This is a genomic window from Thermosynechococcus vestitus BP-1 (genome assembly GCF_000011345.1).
GTDB classification, from domain to species: Bacteria; Cyanobacteriota; Cyanobacteriia; order Thermosynechococcales; family Thermosynechococcaceae; genus Thermosynechococcus; species Thermosynechococcus vestitus.
The window spans coordinates 352492-369982 of the sequence record NC_004113.1 but is presented as its reverse complement, the minus strand read 5'-3'; the positions used below and the strand labels follow the sequence as shown (position 1 = coordinate 369982).

At 51.2% G+C, this 17491-nt stretch carries 15 protein-coding genes; 9 read left to right on the top strand and 6 right to left on the bottom strand.

Translation table 11 applies throughout. The annotated features are described in order from the left end of the window. Nucleotides 1-266: 266 nt before the first annotated feature. The 8 genes from murC to TLL_RS01870 all read left to right on the top strand — a co-directional run bounded on the left by murC (nt 267) and on the right by TLL_RS01870 (nt 6826). The gene (murC, locus tag TLL_RS01905) at nt 267-1691 is read left to right on the top strand and encodes a UDP-N-acetylmuramate--L-alanine ligase (protein ID WP_165442190.1); all 1425 of its coding nucleotides are present in this window, start codon (nt 267-269) and stop codon (nt 1689-1691) included. Next, entirely contained in the window at nt 1688-2593 is a 906-nt protein-coding gene (murB, locus tag TLL_RS01900; RefSeq protein WP_011056225.1) for a UDP-N-acetylmuramate dehydrogenase, read from the top strand. Before murC ends, murB begins: the two co-directional genes overlap by 4 nt. Before the next feature lie 5 nt (nt 2594-2598). Beyond that, a complete protein-coding gene (locus TLL_RS01895) occupies nt 2599-3696 on the top strand; it encodes a tetratricopeptide repeat-containing glycosyltransferase family 2 protein (RefSeq protein ID WP_011056224.1) in 1098 nt (365 codons plus the stop codon). Between the two features lie 282 nt (nt 3697-3978). Then, nucleotides 3979-4092: a hypothetical protein gene (locus TLL_RS13235; RefSeq protein WP_231833850.1), complete on the top strand. Its 114-nt coding sequence runs from the start codon at nt 3979-3981 to the stop codon at nt 4090-4092. Continuing rightward, nucleotides 4049-4303 (top strand): diguanylate cyclase domain-containing protein, encoded by a 255-nt coding sequence (locus tag TLL_RS01885; RefSeq protein ID WP_164920679.1) that lies wholly within the window; start codon nt 4049-4051, stop codon nt 4301-4303. The genes TLL_RS13235 and TLL_RS01885 overlap by 44 nt, the downstream gene beginning before the upstream one ends. A gap of 103 nt (nt 4304-4406) precedes the next feature. Then, nucleotides 4407-4604, top strand: a complete 198-nt coding sequence (locus TLL_RS01880; RefSeq protein ID WP_231833802.1) for a hypothetical protein — start codon at nt 4407-4409, stop codon at nt 4602-4604. Nucleotides 4605-4619: 15 nt separating this feature from the next. Next, nucleotides 4620-6011 carry an argininosuccinate lyase gene (gene argH, locus TLL_RS01875; protein ID WP_011056221.1) on the top strand — a complete coding sequence of 464 codons (1392 nt, stop codon included), beginning with the start codon at nt 4620-4622 and terminating at the stop codon, nt 6009-6011. A 98-nt stretch (nt 6012-6109) separates the two neighbouring features. Beyond that, on the top strand, nt 6110-6826 hold the full coding sequence (locus TLL_RS01870; RefSeq protein ID WP_164920678.1) for a heme oxygenase (biliverdin-producing): 717 nt from the start codon (nt 6110-6112) through the stop codon (nt 6824-6826). Nucleotides 6827-6851: 25 nt separating this feature from the next. On the opposite strand, the gene TLL_RS01865 is transcribed toward TLL_RS01870, so the two are convergent. The 5 genes from TLL_RS01865 to TLL_RS01845 form a co-directional block, all read right to left on the bottom strand. Then, nucleotides 6852-8174 (bottom strand): TldD/PmbA family protein, encoded by a 1323-nt coding sequence (locus TLL_RS01865; RefSeq protein WP_011056219.1) that lies wholly within the window; start codon nt 8172-8174, stop codon nt 6852-6854. A 125-nt stretch (nt 8175-8299) separates the two neighbouring features. Continuing rightward, on the bottom strand, nt 8300-8890 hold the full coding sequence (locus TLL_RS01860; RefSeq protein ID WP_011056218.1) for a hypothetical protein: 591 nt from the start codon (nt 8888-8890) through the stop codon (nt 8300-8302). A gap of 96 nt (nt 8891-8986) precedes the next feature. Beyond that, nucleotides 8987-11572, bottom strand: coding sequence for a dynamin family protein (locus tag TLL_RS01855; RefSeq protein WP_011056217.1), 2586 nt, complete (start codon nt 11570-11572; stop codon nt 8987-8989). 148 nt (nt 11573-11720) lie between these two features. After that, nucleotides 11721-12419 carry a hypothetical protein gene (locus TLL_RS01850; RefSeq protein WP_164920677.1) on the bottom strand — a complete coding sequence of 233 codons (699 nt, stop codon included), beginning with the start codon at nt 12417-12419 and terminating at the stop codon, nt 11721-11723. 39 nt (nt 12420-12458) lie between these two features. Beyond that, entirely contained in the window at nt 12459-15107 is a 2649-nt protein-coding gene (locus TLL_RS01845; RefSeq protein WP_011056216.1) for a dynamin family protein, read from the bottom strand. Nucleotides 15108-15723: 616 nt separating this feature from the next. Between TLL_RS01845 and TLL_RS01840 the strand changes: the two genes are divergently transcribed. Continuing rightward, nucleotides 15724-16596 carry an SDR family oxidoreductase gene (locus tag TLL_RS01840; RefSeq protein WP_011056215.1) on the top strand — a complete coding sequence of 291 codons (873 nt, stop codon included), beginning with the start codon at nt 15724-15726 and terminating at the stop codon, nt 16594-16596. On the opposite strand, the gene TLL_RS01835 is transcribed toward TLL_RS01840, so the two are convergent. Then, on the bottom strand, nt 16593-17456 hold the full coding sequence (locus TLL_RS01835; RefSeq protein WP_011056214.1) for a peptidoglycan recognition protein family protein: 864 nt from the start codon (nt 17454-17456) through the stop codon (nt 16593-16595). The genes TLL_RS01840 and TLL_RS01835 overlap by 4 nt on opposite strands. Nucleotides 17457-17491: the final 35 nt, after the last annotated feature.

Here is a 17491-nt window from a genome sequence, read left to right as displayed (position 1 = left end):
TGGAATCAACCCTAGGCTGAGCTATGGTCAATAAACTGCCTGCAAAAAATTTTTTTCGCTCAAGGTGACATATTCACCCCAGATCTGCCAGTATTAGCCCATGGAGCTTCAAGGTAACCTGCTATGATGAGCCTAAGAATTTATACCTAGTCCATCCCTAAGCTAATATTCAATTCATTGACTTGAGTCTATCGATACTATTATTTTGCTTCTAAAAATTTTCTTTTGGCGGAGTAAAGGAGTTGCTTGTGGCAAATCGGCCAGTGATGGAGTTTAACGAGCGTCCATTCCACTTCATTGGCATTGGCGGTATTGGGATGTCAGCCCTTGCCTACATTCTGGCCAAAAAGGGCTTGAGGGTGTCTGGATCCGATTTGCGTCCCAATCGTTTGACCGAGCAACTGGCTGAGTTAGGCGTGCAGATTTTTATTGGCCAGAGTGCTGCTAACCTTGAAAGGTATCCCTTTACTCCACTGCCTCAGGTCATTTGCTCCAGCGCCATTCGCAGCGATAACCCTGAATATCTAGCGGCTCAACACTTAGGCTGTCCAATCTTTCACCGTTCCGATGTACTCGCGGCACTGATGCACCGCAGCCAAAGTATTGCCGTTGCCGGTACCCACGGTAAGACAACCACCAGCAGTATGATTGCCTATTTGCTGTTACAGGCTGGGCTGGATCCAACAATTATTGTCGGGGGTGAAGTGGCGGCATGGCAGGGCAATGCCCGTGTGGGTCAAAGTCGTTACCTGGTGGCTGAAGCCGATGAGTCCGATGGCTCTCTGCGCAAATTCCATCCCCATATTGGCGTTATTACGAATATCGAACTTGACCACCCCGATCACTACAATTCCCTTGAAGAGGTGGTGGCCACGTTTCAGCAGTTTGCGGATCAAGCAGAGATTGTTATTGCTTGTGCCGATTGTCCGAATATCCGCGATCGCCTGCATCATCCCCGCCTGTTGACCTATAGCCTGCAACGGCAAGCAGCGGTGGACTACTGTGTAGATCATATTCAATACACCGCTGAGGGCACAACGGCGCGGGTTTGGGAGCGGGGCACGTCCCTTGGAATTTTGCAACTGAATGTTTTGGGTGCCCACAACCTGCAAAATGCCCTGGCAGTGATTGCCGTGGGACGCTATCTCGGCATTGACTTTGCCACCATTGCTGCTGCCCTTTTAGAGTTTCGCGGTGCCCGCCGCCGCTTTGAAGAACGGGGACAGGTGAATGGCATTCGCTTCATTGATGACTATGCCCACCATCCCAGTGAAATTATGGCTACCCTAGAGGCAGCCCGCCTCCAAGTGGGTACTCAAACCCCTTGGCAACGAATCGTGGCGGTGTTTCAACCCCACCGCTATAGCCGTACCCAAACCTTGCTCAAGGCCTTTGGTCAGTGCTTCACCGCAGCGGATCACGTGATCTTTACGGATATCTATAGTGCCGGCGAACCCGATCCCGGCACAATTAGTGGTGCCGATGTTGCCACCTGTGCCCGTCAGTACCATGCTTCAGTGGATTACTGCCCCACCCTTGAAGCGGTGCAAACTCGCTTGGCGCATCTGCTGCAGCCGGGGGACTTGGTCATCTTCCTTGGGGCTGGCAACCTCAATCAACTGATTCCCTCTGTTATGGCGGATCAGGAACAATTCAGTGTCTCTTCCCTCACTGAGGCGATCGCCCTATGACCCTGGCCTGCTTGCCCCAAACCCAGTGCCCCCTACAACGGCAAGTCTCCCTTGCGAAGTTCACGACCCTGAATGTGGGGGGCTGTGCGGAGTGGTTGGTGGAACCGCGTACCATTCCTGAACTGCAAGCGGCCTATATTTGGGCACAGGAGGAGGGACTGCCGATTACGGTTTTGGGGGCAGGATCTAATCTGTTGGTGAGCGATCGCGGTGTGCCGGGGCTGGTGATCTCCACGAAGCATCTGCGCTATCTCACAACTGATCTAGAGACGGGACAACTCACGGTGGGTGCAGGCTATCCCTTGCCGAAGTTGGCTCACCATACCGCCAAACTCGGCTGGCGCGGTCTGGAGTGGGTTGTTGGCATCCCCGGCACCGTCGGAGGAGCAGTGGTGATGAATGCCGGTGCCCATGGCAGCTGTACAGCGCAGCGGCTGGTGTCAGCGGTGATTTTAGAACCCGATGGCACGTTGGCAGTGGTGGCGGCACGGGAGTTGGGCTATGCCTACCGCACATCAAATCTTCAGGAGACGCAGCGCTTGGTACTGCAGGCCACATGGCAGTTGGAACCCGGCCATGATCCCGCCCAAGTGAAAGCAGAGACCCAAAAACATCTGAGCGATCGCCTGCGGACGCAGCCCTACGGTTTCCCCAACTGTGGCAGTGTCTTCCGCAATCCCCAAGGGTGGACTGCGGGGTGGCTCATTGAGCAAACGGGCCTGAAGGGCTACCAGATTGGCCATGCCCAAGTTTCGGAAAAACACGCCAACTTTATCCTCAACTGTGGCGGTGCAACGGCCATGGATGTTTATCATCTGATCCGCTATGTGCAAACTGCTGTGGCCGATCGCTGGGCGGTGTGGTTGCACCCAGAAGTAAAGCTCATTGGTAACTTTGCCTAGGGTCTATGGCCATTACCCTCTGCATGATTGTGCGGGATGAGGCGACACGCTTACCCCAGTGCCTAGCCAGTGTTGCCGGCGTTGTTGATGAAGCGGTGATTGTGGATACGGGGTCGCAGGATGAAACGGTGGCGATCGCCCGCGATTGGGGGGCACGGGTCTATGAAATTCCTTGGCAAGATGATTTTGCCGCTGCCCGCAATGTTGCTCTAGGGTATGTGACCACTGAGTGGGTCTTAGTTCTCGATGCTGATGAAACCCTCACCCCTGCCTTTGCTGCTTTGCTGCCTCAAATTTGCCAGCACCCCAACTGGCTGGTGGTCATCTTGCTGCGGCAGGAACTGGGTGTTATTCCCCCCTATACGCCCGTAGCGCGGCTCTTTCGCCGTCATCCGGCCATCTCCTTTCAGCGGCCCTACCACGAAACCATTGATGACAGCGTTTTGGCGCTCCAACAGCGGGAACCCCATTGGCAAATTGGTCATGTCAGTGGTGTTGCCATTGTCCACAGGGGCTATCTGGGCGACCAGCGGCAGCAAAAGCAGGAACGGGCTGAGCGCATTATGCGTCGCCACCTTGAGCAGCACCCTGAGGACGCCTACCTGTGGAGTAAATTAGCCGGTGTATATCTGGCCAGGGGCAACTGGGAGCAGGCTCAGCGGTGTTTAGAAGAGGGGTTAAAGACTGATACCCTTCCGCCAGCGATCGCCCAGGAACTTTACTATCAGCAAGGGAATCTCTACGCTGAGCGCGGGGAGTGGCAAGCGGCAATTGCCGCCTATGAAATGGCCCTAGGGACGCCCACCCCTGAGGTGATGCATCTTGCTACCTATCTGCGGCTGGCGGAAGCCCAAAAGCAATTAAAACGCTGGGGCCATGCCCTGGCCACCTACGATCGCCTGCAAAGGTTGGATCCAACCTGTGCCTTAGCCTATCAAAATCAGGGGGCACTGCTGCTGCGTCTAGGACAGGTCAGTGCTGGCCTTGCCAAACTACGTCAAGCCATTGCCCTGCTGCGGGATCAAAATCCAGCGGAGGCCCAGCGCCTCACCCAAGAACTCCAAGCAATGGGACTCCTCTCACCCAGCGAGAAGAGTTCATAAAGCGTTTTGGACGAAGGTCGTTGTCCGTACCAGTTGCCGAATTTCCTCCTCCCACGGTTCTTGACGGGTCAACGACAGGCCCTCAATCAGGCGTCTGTGACCACTAAGCACAGAATCCCATTGCCGCAGGGGGGCAATACATTGACAAATTTGGCCCTAACAAATTGGGCCCTAAGGTAGAGAACAGTCGTCGGGTTTTGGGTGTAGAGGCTGCCAAGACCGGCGGCTCAACTGTGACAAACATTTGACAAACATTTGGCGGGCGATCGCGCCCTACACTTGGTGCCTCAAACCCTTAGGGTCCATTGCTGCAACGATGTCATTGCCCGTTATGGGGGTGAGGAGTTTGCCCTTGTACTCCCCTATGATGTTTGGGGCGGCTCAACAAATCGTTAAACGGATGGCCCATCACATGCGGGAACTGAAAATCCGCCAAGGAGACACGGCCTACCATCGCTACATCACAGTTAGTGCTGGGTCATACTTTGTCACTGCCGGGGAACGTCAGAGCACCTTAACTGAGATCCTTGCCATTGCTGATGCTGCTGTTGATCAGGCCAAAAAACAGGGGCGCGATCGCTCTATTCTTCTTGACTATTTCTCTTGAATGGTTGCAAAAGGCTGTCCCTCCGCCTCAGTGTTGGCATACCAGTTGGCGATCGCCCCCGCCTCCGCTAGGATAAATTTGAGTTGCGTTTTCGCCAATGGCTATGAATCCTGGATCGAACTACCTTATTGCTAGCCAAGTGACGATTGAGCCGCAAATTATCGTGGCCCAAAAATTCAAAGACACGTTGGGGGAAGACGTTTCTAAGGCGTGGGCAAACTTTGTCGATTCGGGTCAACTGTGGGCACTGATTATTGGTTTGGCCATTGGCTGGATCTTTGGCAAGCTCCTGAACTTTTAGCCCTGAGAACTGCCCGTGAGTGCCCCACCTCAGCCTTGGAGCCAGCGCTTTGAACAGGCCCTCCATCCGGCGATCGCCCGCTTTAACGCCAGTATTGGTTTTGACATTCGCCTCATTGAATACGATCTCAGCGGCTCCCAGGCCCATGCCCGCATGCTGGCAAAAACAGGGATCATTAGCCCAGAGGAAGCAGAAACACTGATCCAAGGCCTAGAGCAAATTCGCCAAGAATACCGTGCCGGTCAGTTTACCCCCGGCATTGAGGCGGAGGATGTTCACTTTGCCGTTGAACGCCGCCTCACAGAATTGGTGGGGGAGGTGGGTAAGAAACTGCACACGGCGCGATCGCGCAACGATCAGGTAGGCACCGATGTGCGCCTCTATTTACGCTCCGAAATTGATCACATTCTTCAACAACTGCGGCAGTGGCAGCGCACCCTGCTGGATCTGGCGCAATCCCATGTAGAAACCCTCATCCCTGGTTACACCCACCTGCAACGGGCACAACCCCTGAGCTTGGCTCACCATCTCCTCGCCTATGTGGAAATGGCGCAGCGGGACATTGAGCGACTGCGGCAAATTCGCGAGCGGGTGAATATCTCTCCCTTAGGGGCTGGGGCCCTGGCGGGCACAACGTTCCCCATCGATCGCCACTACACAGCGGAATTGTTGGGCTTTCGGGAACCCTATCGCAATAGCCTCGATGCCGTCAGCGATCGCGATTTTGTCATTGAATTTCTCTGTGCCGCTAGCTTGATCATGGTGCATCTATCGCGGCTCTCGGAGGAGATTATTCTCTGGGCCTCTGAGGAGTTTGCCTTTGTGCAGCTCACCGATACCTGTGCCACCGGCTCTAGTATCATGCCCCAAAAGAAAAATCCCGATGTGCCGGAATTGGTGCGGGGGAAAAGCGGCCGCGTCTTTGGCCACTTGCAGGCCCTCTTGGTGATGATGAAGGGGCTACCCTTGGCCTATAACAAGGATCTCCAAGAGGATAAAGAAGCCCTTTTCGATGCCGTCGATACGGTGCGTGCCTGCCTAGAGGCAATGACGATCCTGATGGCCGAGGGGCTGGTGTTTCAAACCCAACGCTTGGCAGCGGCGGTGGAGAGTGATTTTGCCAATGCTACGGATGTGGCCGACTACTTGGCCAGCAAAGGGGTGCCCTTCCGCGAGGCCTATAACTTGGTGGGGCAAGTGGTGAAAACCTGTGTTGCTCAGCAGAAGCTCCTCAAAGACCTCACCCTTGAGGAATGGCAAGCCCTGCATCCCGCCTTTGGGCCGGATATTTATCAACGGATTGCCCCCCGCCAAGTGGTGGCTGCCCGCAATAGCTATGGTGGGACAGGGTTTGATCAGGTGCGCCAGGCCCTGGCTGCGGCCCGCGATCGCCTTAATGATTTTTAATGAAAAAGGGTGTCATTTGCCCTTAGCCTGAAAGATAGACTGCACTAACAGTCACTTTTAGAAATAAAACGTTGCAAAATTTCAAGAAGGATCCTGTGATGACAACGTCTCTAGCGACGAAATTGCGCGAAGGCACCAAAAAAGCCCATACCATGGCCGAGAACGTTGGCTTTGTGCGCTGCTTCCTCAAAGGCACCGTAGAAAAAAGCTCCTACCGCAAGCTCGTTGCCAGCCTCTATCACGTTTACAGCGCCATGGAACAGGAGATGGAGCGGCTCAAAGATCATCCCATTGTTGGCAAAATTTACTTTCCGGAGCTGAACCGCAAAAGTAGCCTTGAGCGAGATCTCACCTATTACTTTGGTTCCAATTGGCGCGAGGAAATTCCCCCTTCGCCAGCGACGCAGGCCTATGTTGCCCGCATCCATGAGGTGGCCAATACTGCCCCGGAACTGTTGGTGGCGCACTCCTACACCCGCTACCTAGGGGATCTTTCGGGCGGCCAAATCCTCAAGGGGATTGCTGAGCGGGCGATGAATTTGCAGGATGGCGAAGGCACAGCGTTTTATCGGTTTGAGTCCATTAGTGACGAAAAGGCCTTTAAGCAACTCTATCGCCAACGCCTCGATGAACTGCCGGTGGATGAGGCCACGGCAGACCGGATTGTGGATGAGGCCAATGCCGCCTTTGGCATGAACATGAAGATCTTCCAGGAACTGGAGGGCAACCTGATCAGGGCCATTGGGCAGTTGCTCTTTAATACGCTGACTCGTCGCAAACAGCGGGGCAGCACTGAACTGGCCACCGCCGACTAACTTAGCTGAGTAACTTGGGAGTAACCTAGAGCGTAAACTGAAAGGCCTTGACTAGCATCCCCGGCACCGTAATGCCCCCAAGGGAGCGGCGTTCGTAGGTATCGGTGTTGGCGATCCACATGGGGGTGTCGGTCAAGGCTTCTAGGTTGTTGCCCCAAAAGTCATACAAACTGTCATCAAACCGCAGATCGCTAATGGGGCCAACGATTTTGCCCTGCTCTACCCAAAAACAGGCGTAGCGGGTCATGCCCGTTATGCGTCCATTGGGACGATCGCTCCAGTTGAGGTAGTGCAAATTGCCGACGTACAGCCCCGTATCGAGGGCAGCAAGCACATCCACCGCTGGCAGAGTACCGGCCAGCACGAGGGGCGATCGCAAGCTTTCTTGCCGGTTGGCACCATTGGCCACAAGGTTGTATTCCTGAGCTGTGCGCCGACTAATGAGCAGCGTTTGCAATTGGCCGCGCTCAATTAAAGAGAGGTAGGGAGGAGCAATATCGCCATCGCTATTGAAGCGGGGCACCGTGCCGCTGGTAAAGTCCTCCTGCAAACTGAAAAGGGGAGATAGAGTCACCCCTTCCCGTAACTTGGCGAGGGCACTGCCCCCTTGACGATAGGCGGCCTCACTGACGGCGCCCCAGGAGAGCATCCCCACGAGTTCAGCGACAGCAGCGGGGGCAAAGTAGGTGCGATAGCGTCCTGGCGGCAACTGGCGTGGCGGCTGTGCCAACTGGGCTAACTGCTGGCGATCGCTGGCAATTTGGGTTTCGTAGGTGGCAGTGTCCCAATGGGTACTGGCGTAGCTATTTTTGACGGCTTTGCCCGTGTCTGTAAAGAGGGAATAATCTAAGCAAAAGGTTTCCGTGGCAAACCAATGCTCCTGGCCTGCGGAGTTAAAGCTACCGCGAGCGATGGTGCCGCCACTATAAATGCCGACAAAATCAAGGTCTTGCACAGGTTTGAGGATGGTTTCTACAACCGAGTCAGGATCAGGTAGGCGGCCAAGGTAGGTGTCTTGAATAGAGCCCGTATCCGTTGGTGGCACTAAGTAGGGATCCACAGGGAGCTGAACCGTTTCTGAGCGCAATTGCGCCAAATACTCTAGGGCCGCCGCCAAATCCGCCGTTCCCCTATAGGGAAAGGAAGTGCTCGCCGTCCGTTGCTGCAGTTGCAACCGCAGGGTGACCTGTGTATCCTCTACCGTGCCAATTTGACGTACCCGCGCCCGATTAAAGCGAATAAACTGGCTGGATTCACTGGCAATTTCAACAAAGAGCGCTTCCCCCGGCTTTAAGGCAGCAAAAAGCTCATGGCTCAGATGCTGAGCTGCGCGAAACTCAAGGGTCATTCGGGCTGTGTTCCTCGTTCAATGTGCAAAGCCTTTCTTAGGGTACCCCATTCCCTTTGCCAGGGATCAGCCAAAGGCAGTTGCGTGTGGCAACCTGGCCAGATTCAGCGCCTAGCCACTAGCTGTTAAGACCTGAGGTTTTCTAAGCCTCTGCTACTCAGGCGTAACGCCAAACGGGACACCTCAAATTGCAATTCATTTCCATGCTTTCGAAGGAAGGATTTGATGGCTAGCTTAGTCTTTGCATTGCATATTTCCTCAGGAATTGCTGGAGGGATGTCTATGCGCAGGTAAATATCTATGCGCAGGTAAATATCTTGTTCATATGCCTTATGATCCAATTTCCCAAGAGATAAATTTTTCTCGATGTTATCTATCTCTTGAGTTGTCGCAACCAAATAGTAGGCTGCCTTGTCAATGTATTCTAAAAGTTCATTTAGTTCAATGGTGTCCTTTTCCTTAAGAGAAGGTGCATCCTTTGCTTGGAGAATTAAAGCAATAGAAGCGTTAACTTTAAATGGTTCTGGCTTATAGCTCTGCTCTTCCGATTTCCTGGGAGTCTGAGGATTGCTGTTAAGCAACGCTCTCCAAAAAACCCAAAAAACCAAAATCAAAAGAACCAAAAAACCCAAACCAAAAAGAATTTTTTCTCCACCGAACTCAAGAAGCGACCAAGGAATTTCTATTATTGTTTCTTGTCTTGTTTCTTTTAACATGTAATAATCCTCCTGCCACTTTTGATTAATGAGTATGTCCTATACTGAGCTAGTTTCAGCGTTTAGATCAACGGAGATTACTCCAGCATTTTCAGACTACTTAATCTTATCCCAAGAAGGTCGGGCTTGTTCTAGCTCGGCCACACTTGTGCGCATTAGCTCCCAAAACTGCTTGTGGGTTTCATAATCTATGCTCAGCGCTTGGTGGCATTCGCTTAATTTAGAGCGATAGCGCTCTAGTACCGCTTGCTGATATTCATTCGCTTTTTCTGTGAGTAAATCGGTTTGCTCTAGAAGCCAATCAAGATATGCGGGCACTAAGTACTCATCCACCCACTCTTTACAGGCAGCGCTCCAGTCTTCACAGAGCTTTACCATGCTGGGAACTTCAAGCACGAAACCAGACTTTTTTACATTTACTTTTGTTTCTATTTCAATCAAGCAGAGCAGCGACCGAGGTCCTGCTTTCCTTCTTTCAGTAGTGGTCCATGTCGCCTTTTTTGGAGAAAAGGCTTTTTCTACGAAAATGTCCCAATTGAGTTCTTTCTGAACTTGACTTAAAGTACTCATCGGGAACTGAATCCCAAGCTCTGGGGCAATCCTCTGAGCACTCTCCTGTAGGTATTCTAAATGGTTTCTAAATAAGAGGCTCACGACGTCGTAAATAGGACCCTGCTCACGAGCTAGAACACTTTTGACAAGAACTTCAATAACCTCACTAAGACGCTTTTGGATATTTTTGATGATGGACTGAAAGTAGATAATTTTGAAATCTCCCTGGGTCTCTTGCCGAATGGTCATTCCTTGTTTAGCAACGTCTGCACAGTTATAACCTATAGCCTTGATGAATTCAATGAACTCTCTTAATGTTTCCTCAAGTTCCTGCACGTATTTCTGGTCAGGGGGTGGCAACTGCTTAAGGTTCACATCCGCTGAAAAATCGACCTTGCCACCTTGTATAGAAAGGTAAACTTGCTCTAGTAGTTGCTCAATTGAGATGAATACTTCACGTCTCCAAGTGTATATCAGAGGTAATATTTCATCATCTAGCTTTATTTTATCCCTCCACTCATCATCAACCTGACTATGCCATTGCTGTATTTTATCGCGCCATTGCCGTATTTTATCCGACCACTCATCATCATCATTATCATCAACTTCGGGTTCGCACTCAGTTTGTTCTTTATTTCCAATAAATTCGAACATAATAGATTCTAATAACACAATCGAATGGTTGGTAATGGGTGAATGGCTGGTAATGAGCTCTTTCATCTCCTCAAAAGGTACCTTCAGGTTTTTCCCCGCTTGTTGTAGTTTCTCTGAAAGTTGAACCCCAGTCTCCTCTAGCCTCTCACACTCTTGGCGATACTTCTCTTCTATACTGTTGCAGATGGCATCGACCTCTTGGGTACACCACTCTAGAACCTTATTTGCTGCACCCTTGTTGAAGTCCACCACAATTTGGGGAATGACGAGCTCGGCAAAATGCTGTTGAATTTGCTCAACCAGTTCCTTAAAGAGTTCTTGACCATAGGAATTTGCCCACAGACTCTCTGCCACCCGCTGGCAATCGTGATCAGTCCATTTCGCTGGATTACGGGGCAACTCTTCTAAAAGGTCTTCGCCAATTAACGCTTTGTGCTGTTCCTCCGCCCGCTCACAAATCTTTGCCCGTTCTTCCCCTACGCTTTGCTGGATGAGTTGACTATACAAAGCCGCCCGGGCACTCAGCTTCAGCACCTTCAGCGTCTCAATGGCCTCCTCATGCTCCGGCAACTTCTCTTTAAGCTTAGCTTTGATCTGGCCAACGGTCTTGCTCACAAAGCGCTGCTCCGACTTCTGGGGGTCTCTATCCTCCTGAAACACATCAATGCGATTGAGGACAAAGAGCATCCGTGCCGGTGACCCCCCTAGGTTTTTGACTTGGATCACCACTTCCTCAAGGAGTTGTTCGGTTTTCTTGGCGTCCGTTTCAGCGCTGTTGTAGGTGACAAGGCATAGCGCCTGCCGACATTGCTCACGGATAATCTGGGCATTCCGCTCATCCCCCACATAGGCAAAGCCGGGCAGGTCAAGGAGCTGAACACGAGTCCCAAAGGGCAGGCCCAACTGGTGCCGATGCTGCCGCAGAAACTGGATGGGGTAGGTGATGTTGGCTTTGGGGGGCGCTAGGGAAGGGTTTGTGTCCTTGGTGTCTAGGTACTGTACCATTGCCTCCTCTAGCTTGTCATAGATGGTGGCTGCACTAATGTTTTCCCAAGTGCCGCATTCCCAAAGGGCCCCCGGTGTAGCTTCAATGGTCAGGGAGGGGACGTCGCCATCCTCAAGGGTAACGGTGCCGGCGCTCATTTCACTGACGGCAACAGGGACAAGTTCAGCACCACAGAGGAAGTTGACAAGGGTACTTTTGCCGCTGCTAGTCGTACCGGTGGTGGCAAGGGTGAGTAGGGGGCTGTCTAGCCTTGCGTTGAGTGCCTGTAACGCCTCTTCTAAACTTGAGTGAAGTGCTGCAATGTCAGCTTTGCATTGCTGGAGAAAGTCCGCCTTCACCTGCCCCGCCTTTTGGGTCTGCTCAAGGCAATCAATGAACCGCTTTGAGAATTGCTGCCACTGACCTTTGAACCCTTGGGCCGCGTCTCTCGCAGCCTGAAATTTCCGATAGACGAGATTTGGCGCTTGCATAGTCCCTTGAGCAGTTTTTGCGGTTTTCCTTATCCTATAAGTTTTGCGACAAAGATATAGATTGTTGTTTAGTGCTCAGGGCGGCCAGGTCTAGTTTCTGCAGTCTCCCCAGGGGCGATGCCATAGCGCTACCACTAGCCACTAGCTGTTAAGACCTGAATTGTTCTAAGCCTCTGCTACTCAGGCGTAACTTCAAAGGGGACACCTTAAAATTCTTAAAATTCTTAAATTCCAATTCATTTCTATGCTTTTGAAGGAAGGATGTGATGGCTAGCTTACTCTTTGCATTGCATATTTCCTCAGGAATTGCTGGATGGATGTCTATGCGCAGGTAAATATCTTGTTCATATGCCTTATCATCCAATTCCCCAAGAGATAAATTTTTCTCGATGTTATCTATCTCTTGAGTTCTCACAACCAAATAGTAGGCTGCCTTGTCAATGTATCTTAAAAGGTCATTTAGTTGAATGACATCCTTTTCCTTAAGAGAAGGTGCATACTTTGCTTGGAGAATTAAAGCAATAGAAGCCTGAACTCTAACTGGTTCTGGCTGATGGCTCTGCTCTTCCGATTCCCTGGGAGTCTGAAGATCGCAGTTGCCTGATGGATCAGGCAGAGGTCTAGTTAGACAATCATCTTCATTGAACTTAAGAACTTCTTGCCTGAAAACTTCCACTTTTTGTCCATCGAACTTAAGAACTTCTCCCCCCAAAACTTCTACTTTTTGTCCATCGAACTTAAGAACTTCTTTCCCGAAAAACTCCACTTTTTGTCCATCGAACTTAAGCAACTCTATACCCAACGCAGGAAATTTTATTGTTGTTTCTTGTCTTGTTTCTTTTGACATGTAATAATCCTCCTGCCACTTTTGATTAACGAGTATTTCCTATACTGAGCTAGTTTCAGCGTTTAGATCAATGGACGTTACTCCAGCATTTTCAGACTGCTTAATCTTATCCCAAGAAGGTCGCTCTTGTTCTAGCTCAGCCACACTTGTGCGCATTGGCTCCCAAAACTGCTTGCGGGTTTCATAATCTATGCTGAGCGCTTGGCGGCATTCGCTTAATTTAGAGCGATAGCGCTCTAGTACCGCTTGCTGATATTCATTCGCTTGTTCTGTGAGCAAATCGGTTTGCTCTATAAACCAATCAAGATATGCGGGCACTAAGTACTCCTCCACCCGCTCTTTACAGGCAGCGATCCAGTCTTCACAGAGCTTTTCCATGCTGGGAACTTCAAGCTCTAAGCCAGACTTTTGTACAGTTACTTTTGTTTCTATTTCAATCAACCGGAGCAGCCACCAAGGTCTTGTTTTCCTTGTTTCAATAGCGGTCCATGTCGCCTCTTTTGCTTCTGGAGAAAAGGCTTTTTCTAGGGAGATGTCCCAATTGAGTTCTTTCTGAACTTGACTTAAAGTACTCATCGGGAACTGAATCCCAAGCTCTGGGGCAATCCTCTGAGCACTCTCCTGTAGGTATTCTAAATGGTTTCTAAATAAGAGGCTCACGACGTCGTAAATAGGACCCTGCTCACGAGCTAGAACACTTTTGACAAGAACTTCAATAACCTCACTAAGACGCTTTTGGATATTTTTGATGATGGACTGAAAGTAGATAATTTTGAAATCTCCCTGGGTCTCTTGCCGAATGGTCATTCCTTGTTTAGCAACGTCTGCACAGTTATAACCTATAGCCTTGATGAATTCAATGAACTCTCTTAATGTTTCCTCAAGTTCCTGCACGTATTTCTGGTCAGGGGGTGGCAACTGCTTAAGGTTCACATCCGCTGAAAAATCGACCTTGCCACCTTGTATAGAAAGGTAAACTTGCTCTAGTAGTTGCTCAATTGAGATGAATACTTCACGTCTCCAAGTGTATATCAGAGGTAATATTTCATCATCTAGCTTTATTTTATCCCTCCACTCATCATCAACCTGACTATGCCATTGCTGTATTTTATCGCGCCATTGCCGTATTTTATCCGACCACTCATCATCATCATTATCATCAACTTCGGGTTCGCACTCAGTTTGTTCTTTATTTCCAATAAATTCGAACATAATAGATTCTAATAACACAATCGAATGGTTGGTAATGGGTGAATGGCTGGTAATGAGCTCTTTCATCTCCTCAAAAGGTACCTTCAGGTTTTTCCCCGCTTGTTGTAGTTTCTCTGAAAGTTGAACCCCAGTCTCCTCTAGCCTCTCACACTCTTGGCGATACTTCTCTTCTATACTGTTGCAGATGGCATCGACCTCTTGGGTACACCACTCTAGAACCTTATTTGCTGCACCCTTGTTGAAGTCCACCACAATTTGGGGAATGACGAGCTCGGCAAAATGCTGTTGAATTTGCTCAACCAGTTCCTTAAAGAGTTCTTGACCATAGGAATTTGCCCACAGACTCTCTGCCACCCGCTGGCAATCGTGATCAGTCCATTTCGCTGGATTACGGGGCAACTCTTCTAAAAGGTCTTCGCCAATTAACGCTTTGTGCTGTTCCTCCGCCCGCTCACAAATCTTTGCCCGTTCTTCCCCTACGCTTTGCTGGATGAGTTGACTATACAAAGCCGCCCGGGCACTCAGCTTCAGCACCTTCAGCGTCTCAATGGCCTCCTCATGCTCCGGCAACTTCTCTTTAAGCTTAGCTTTGATCTGGCCAACGGTCTTGCTCACAAAGCGCTGCTCCGACTTCTGGGGGTCTCTATCCTCCTGAAACACATCAATGCGATTGAGGACAAAGAGCATCCGTGCCGGTGACCCCCCTAGGTTTTTGACTTGGATCACCACTTCCTCAAGGAGTTGTTCGGTTTTCTTGGCGTCCGTTTCAGCGCTGTTGTAGGTGACAAGGCATAGCGCCTGCCGACATTGCTCACGGATAATCTGGGCATTCCGCTCATCCCCCACATAGGCAAAGCCGGGCAGGTCAAGGAGCTGAACACGAGTCCCAAAGGGCAGGCCCAACTGGTGCCGATGCTGCCGCAGAAACTGGATGGGGTAGGTGATGTTGGCTTTGGGGGGCGCTAGGGAAGGGTTTGTGTCCTTGGTGTCTAGGTACTGTACCATTGCCTCCTCTAGCTTGTCATAGATGGTGGCTGCACTAATGTTTTCCCAAGTGCCGCATTCCCAAAGGGCCCCCGGTGTGGCTTCAATGGTCAGGGAGGGGACGTCGCCATCCTCAAGGGTAACGGTGCCGGCGCTCATTTCACTGACGGCAACAGGGACAAGTTCAGCACCACAGAGGAAGTTGACAAGGGTACTTTTGCCGCTGCTAGTCGTACCGGTGGTGGCAAGGGTGAGTAGGGGGCTGTCTAGCCTTGCGTTGAGTGCCTGTAACGCCTCCTCTAAACTTGAGTGAAGTGCTGCAATGTCAGCTTTGCATTGCTGGAGAAAGTCCGCCTTCACCTGCCCCGCCTTTTGGGTCTGCTCAAGACAATCAATGAACCGCTTTGAGAATTGCTGCCACTGACCTTTGAACCCTTGGGCCGCGTCTCTCGCAGCCTGAAATTTCCGATAGACGAGATTTGGCGCTTGCATAGTCCCTTGAGCAGTTTTTACGGTTTTCCTTATCCTATACTATTGCAGGGAATATAGGCAAAGTTGATTTCAACGTTATCACTCGTTCCTTCCACCGATTGAAGTTTTGTGCCAAAGATATAGATTAAAGATATAGATTGTTGTTTAGTGCTCAGAGCGGCCAAGTCTAGTTTCTGCAGTCTCCCCAGGGGCGATGCCATAGCGCTGCCAACAGCGCCTAAATTGAACCCAATCAAAGCTGGCTAGATCTGTGCGCTTCCCCCAAGCAAGATTTTTCTTTTTGCTCCGAGTTTTATTGCCGGATAGGACTGTCCTTTGTTCAATGCCCTAGCCATTCTTAAAGGCCAAGGCTATTTGGCAGATACGCTTTTCACGGTCATGTTTGCTGAATCCTCTGCCAAGGCACTCGCCTTATCTTGCCTTATCTTGAAGGTTGGGCTTGGGGCAGCCACTTTTACCCCTATCCAAAGCAAACAGTGGGTTCACAACCCCTCCGCCAAAACCGACAATAAAAAGACAATCCAACCAAAAATCATCCTGGTAGTCAATGAAGAGTCTTGCATTGTGGCTCCCCCTAGGGCACGCTGAGACAAGAATCCTTTGATGGTTGCGCTTCATGTACTTGGTTACGGGTGCCACAGGACAACTGGGTTTGCGGGTGGTGCGCCGCTGTATCACGTTGGGTTTACCTGTACGGGCATTTGTGCGCCTAACGAGCCAATACGAGCTTCTCAAGGAATGGGGGGCTGAGATTTTTATCGGCGATCTGCAACAGCCCCGCGATATTCAGGCGGCCATGAAGGGCGTGGAAGCGGTCATTTGCTGCCATGGCAGTCAGTTACTGAGCCGTGCCATCCAGGCCATTGATTACCGTGCCACGTTGGATGTGATTCAGGCAGCTCAGGAGCAGGGGGTGCGCTATCTAACGCTGATTTCTCCTCTGGCGGTGACGGGCGATCGCCAGCAGTCCCCCTTTCTCAAGGCCAAGTACGAAGTTGAGCAGGTGCTCATCAGCAGTGGCCTCAACTACAGCATTTTTCGCTGTCCTACCCTAATGTCAAGTTTGCTTCCCCTTGCGGAGCGCTTTCAGCAGACGGGGGTTTACATTGTCCTTGGGGATCCGCAGCATCGGCTGCAACTGCTCAGTCCCGACGATTTAGCCCGCTGTATTCTCATTGCCAGTCAAGCCAGTCAGCCAGCGATTTTTAGCATGGCGCATCCAGAGGTTTTCACCCGCCAAGAGATTGCTGATCGCCTTGGTCGCTTTTTCAATAGGCGCCCCTTTGTCATGACAGTGCCCCTGAGTGTCATTGATGGTGCTCGCCAGTTCCTCGGCGTCATGAGTCGCGATTTGGACGCCAGTCTTGGAACGCTGCGGACGCTGTTGGCCTATGAAAGTCTTTGCCCTGCCAGTGAAATTGAGCGTGCCCAAACTTATTTTCAACTTTCCTTTGAATCCCTAGAGACATTCTTAGGTCGCTACTTCTAGGGAAGGGAATCGCCACAGGCGCGATCGCGATAGAGCTGCCAATAGCGATTAAATTTAACCCAATCAAAGCTGCGCGGATCCATGCGTTCCCCGGAGCGATCGACCGCTGCATGGGTGGTCACCCGTTGGCGATCAATACCCGTTTGCGCCACTAGCCACGCCAAGGTGCGGTATTGGGCATCGGTGTAGCCAGTATGGCTAGGGCCATTGTGGCGCCCCTGGGGGGGTGTTTCTAGGGAAAAGTGGAGGGCAAAATTATTCACCGAAGGGGCAAGGCGGGGATTTGTTTGCGCCGCTTCCTTGCCAAAGGCGGAATTGCCGGCACCATAGGCGCGCTTCGACCAAGGCACTAAGTGCAGCAGCCAACCGTTGAGGGTAATCAATTCATGGTAGCTCGCCTGTTCTTCATCGCGCAGATGCGGCGTTTGGAAAAAGTTGAGGGCTGATGCGGCAGAGTCCACCGTTTCATGTAAAACAATCAGGGGTTCATGATCCAGCAGTTGACCCCGAAGATCGGTACGGTAGCGATCGCCAAAATTGGTGGGATCGATAGGCACACTGTACCAAGGGGGAGTAGTCGCACACTGTTGATGAACTTGGCGCACTTGAGCAAAGAGGCGATCGTAGGCGGCGCCGTCACTGCGCTGCAGAGGCAGCAGCGGATTCTCGGGTGCAGACGCAGGCAAGGATTCCGTTGGCCTATCAAATTCTGGATCATCAATCGATACGGCCTGGCTGAGATCGAGGGGTAGATTCCCCTGGGGAATAGAGCCAATCATTACCTTCCAAAGGGAGAGCACAACCACGGTGGCGATCGCTAGGGAAATCAGAAACCGCAGGCCTTGGGAACGAGCCGACATAGGCAGAATCCAACCAATTTGGCACAATACAATCA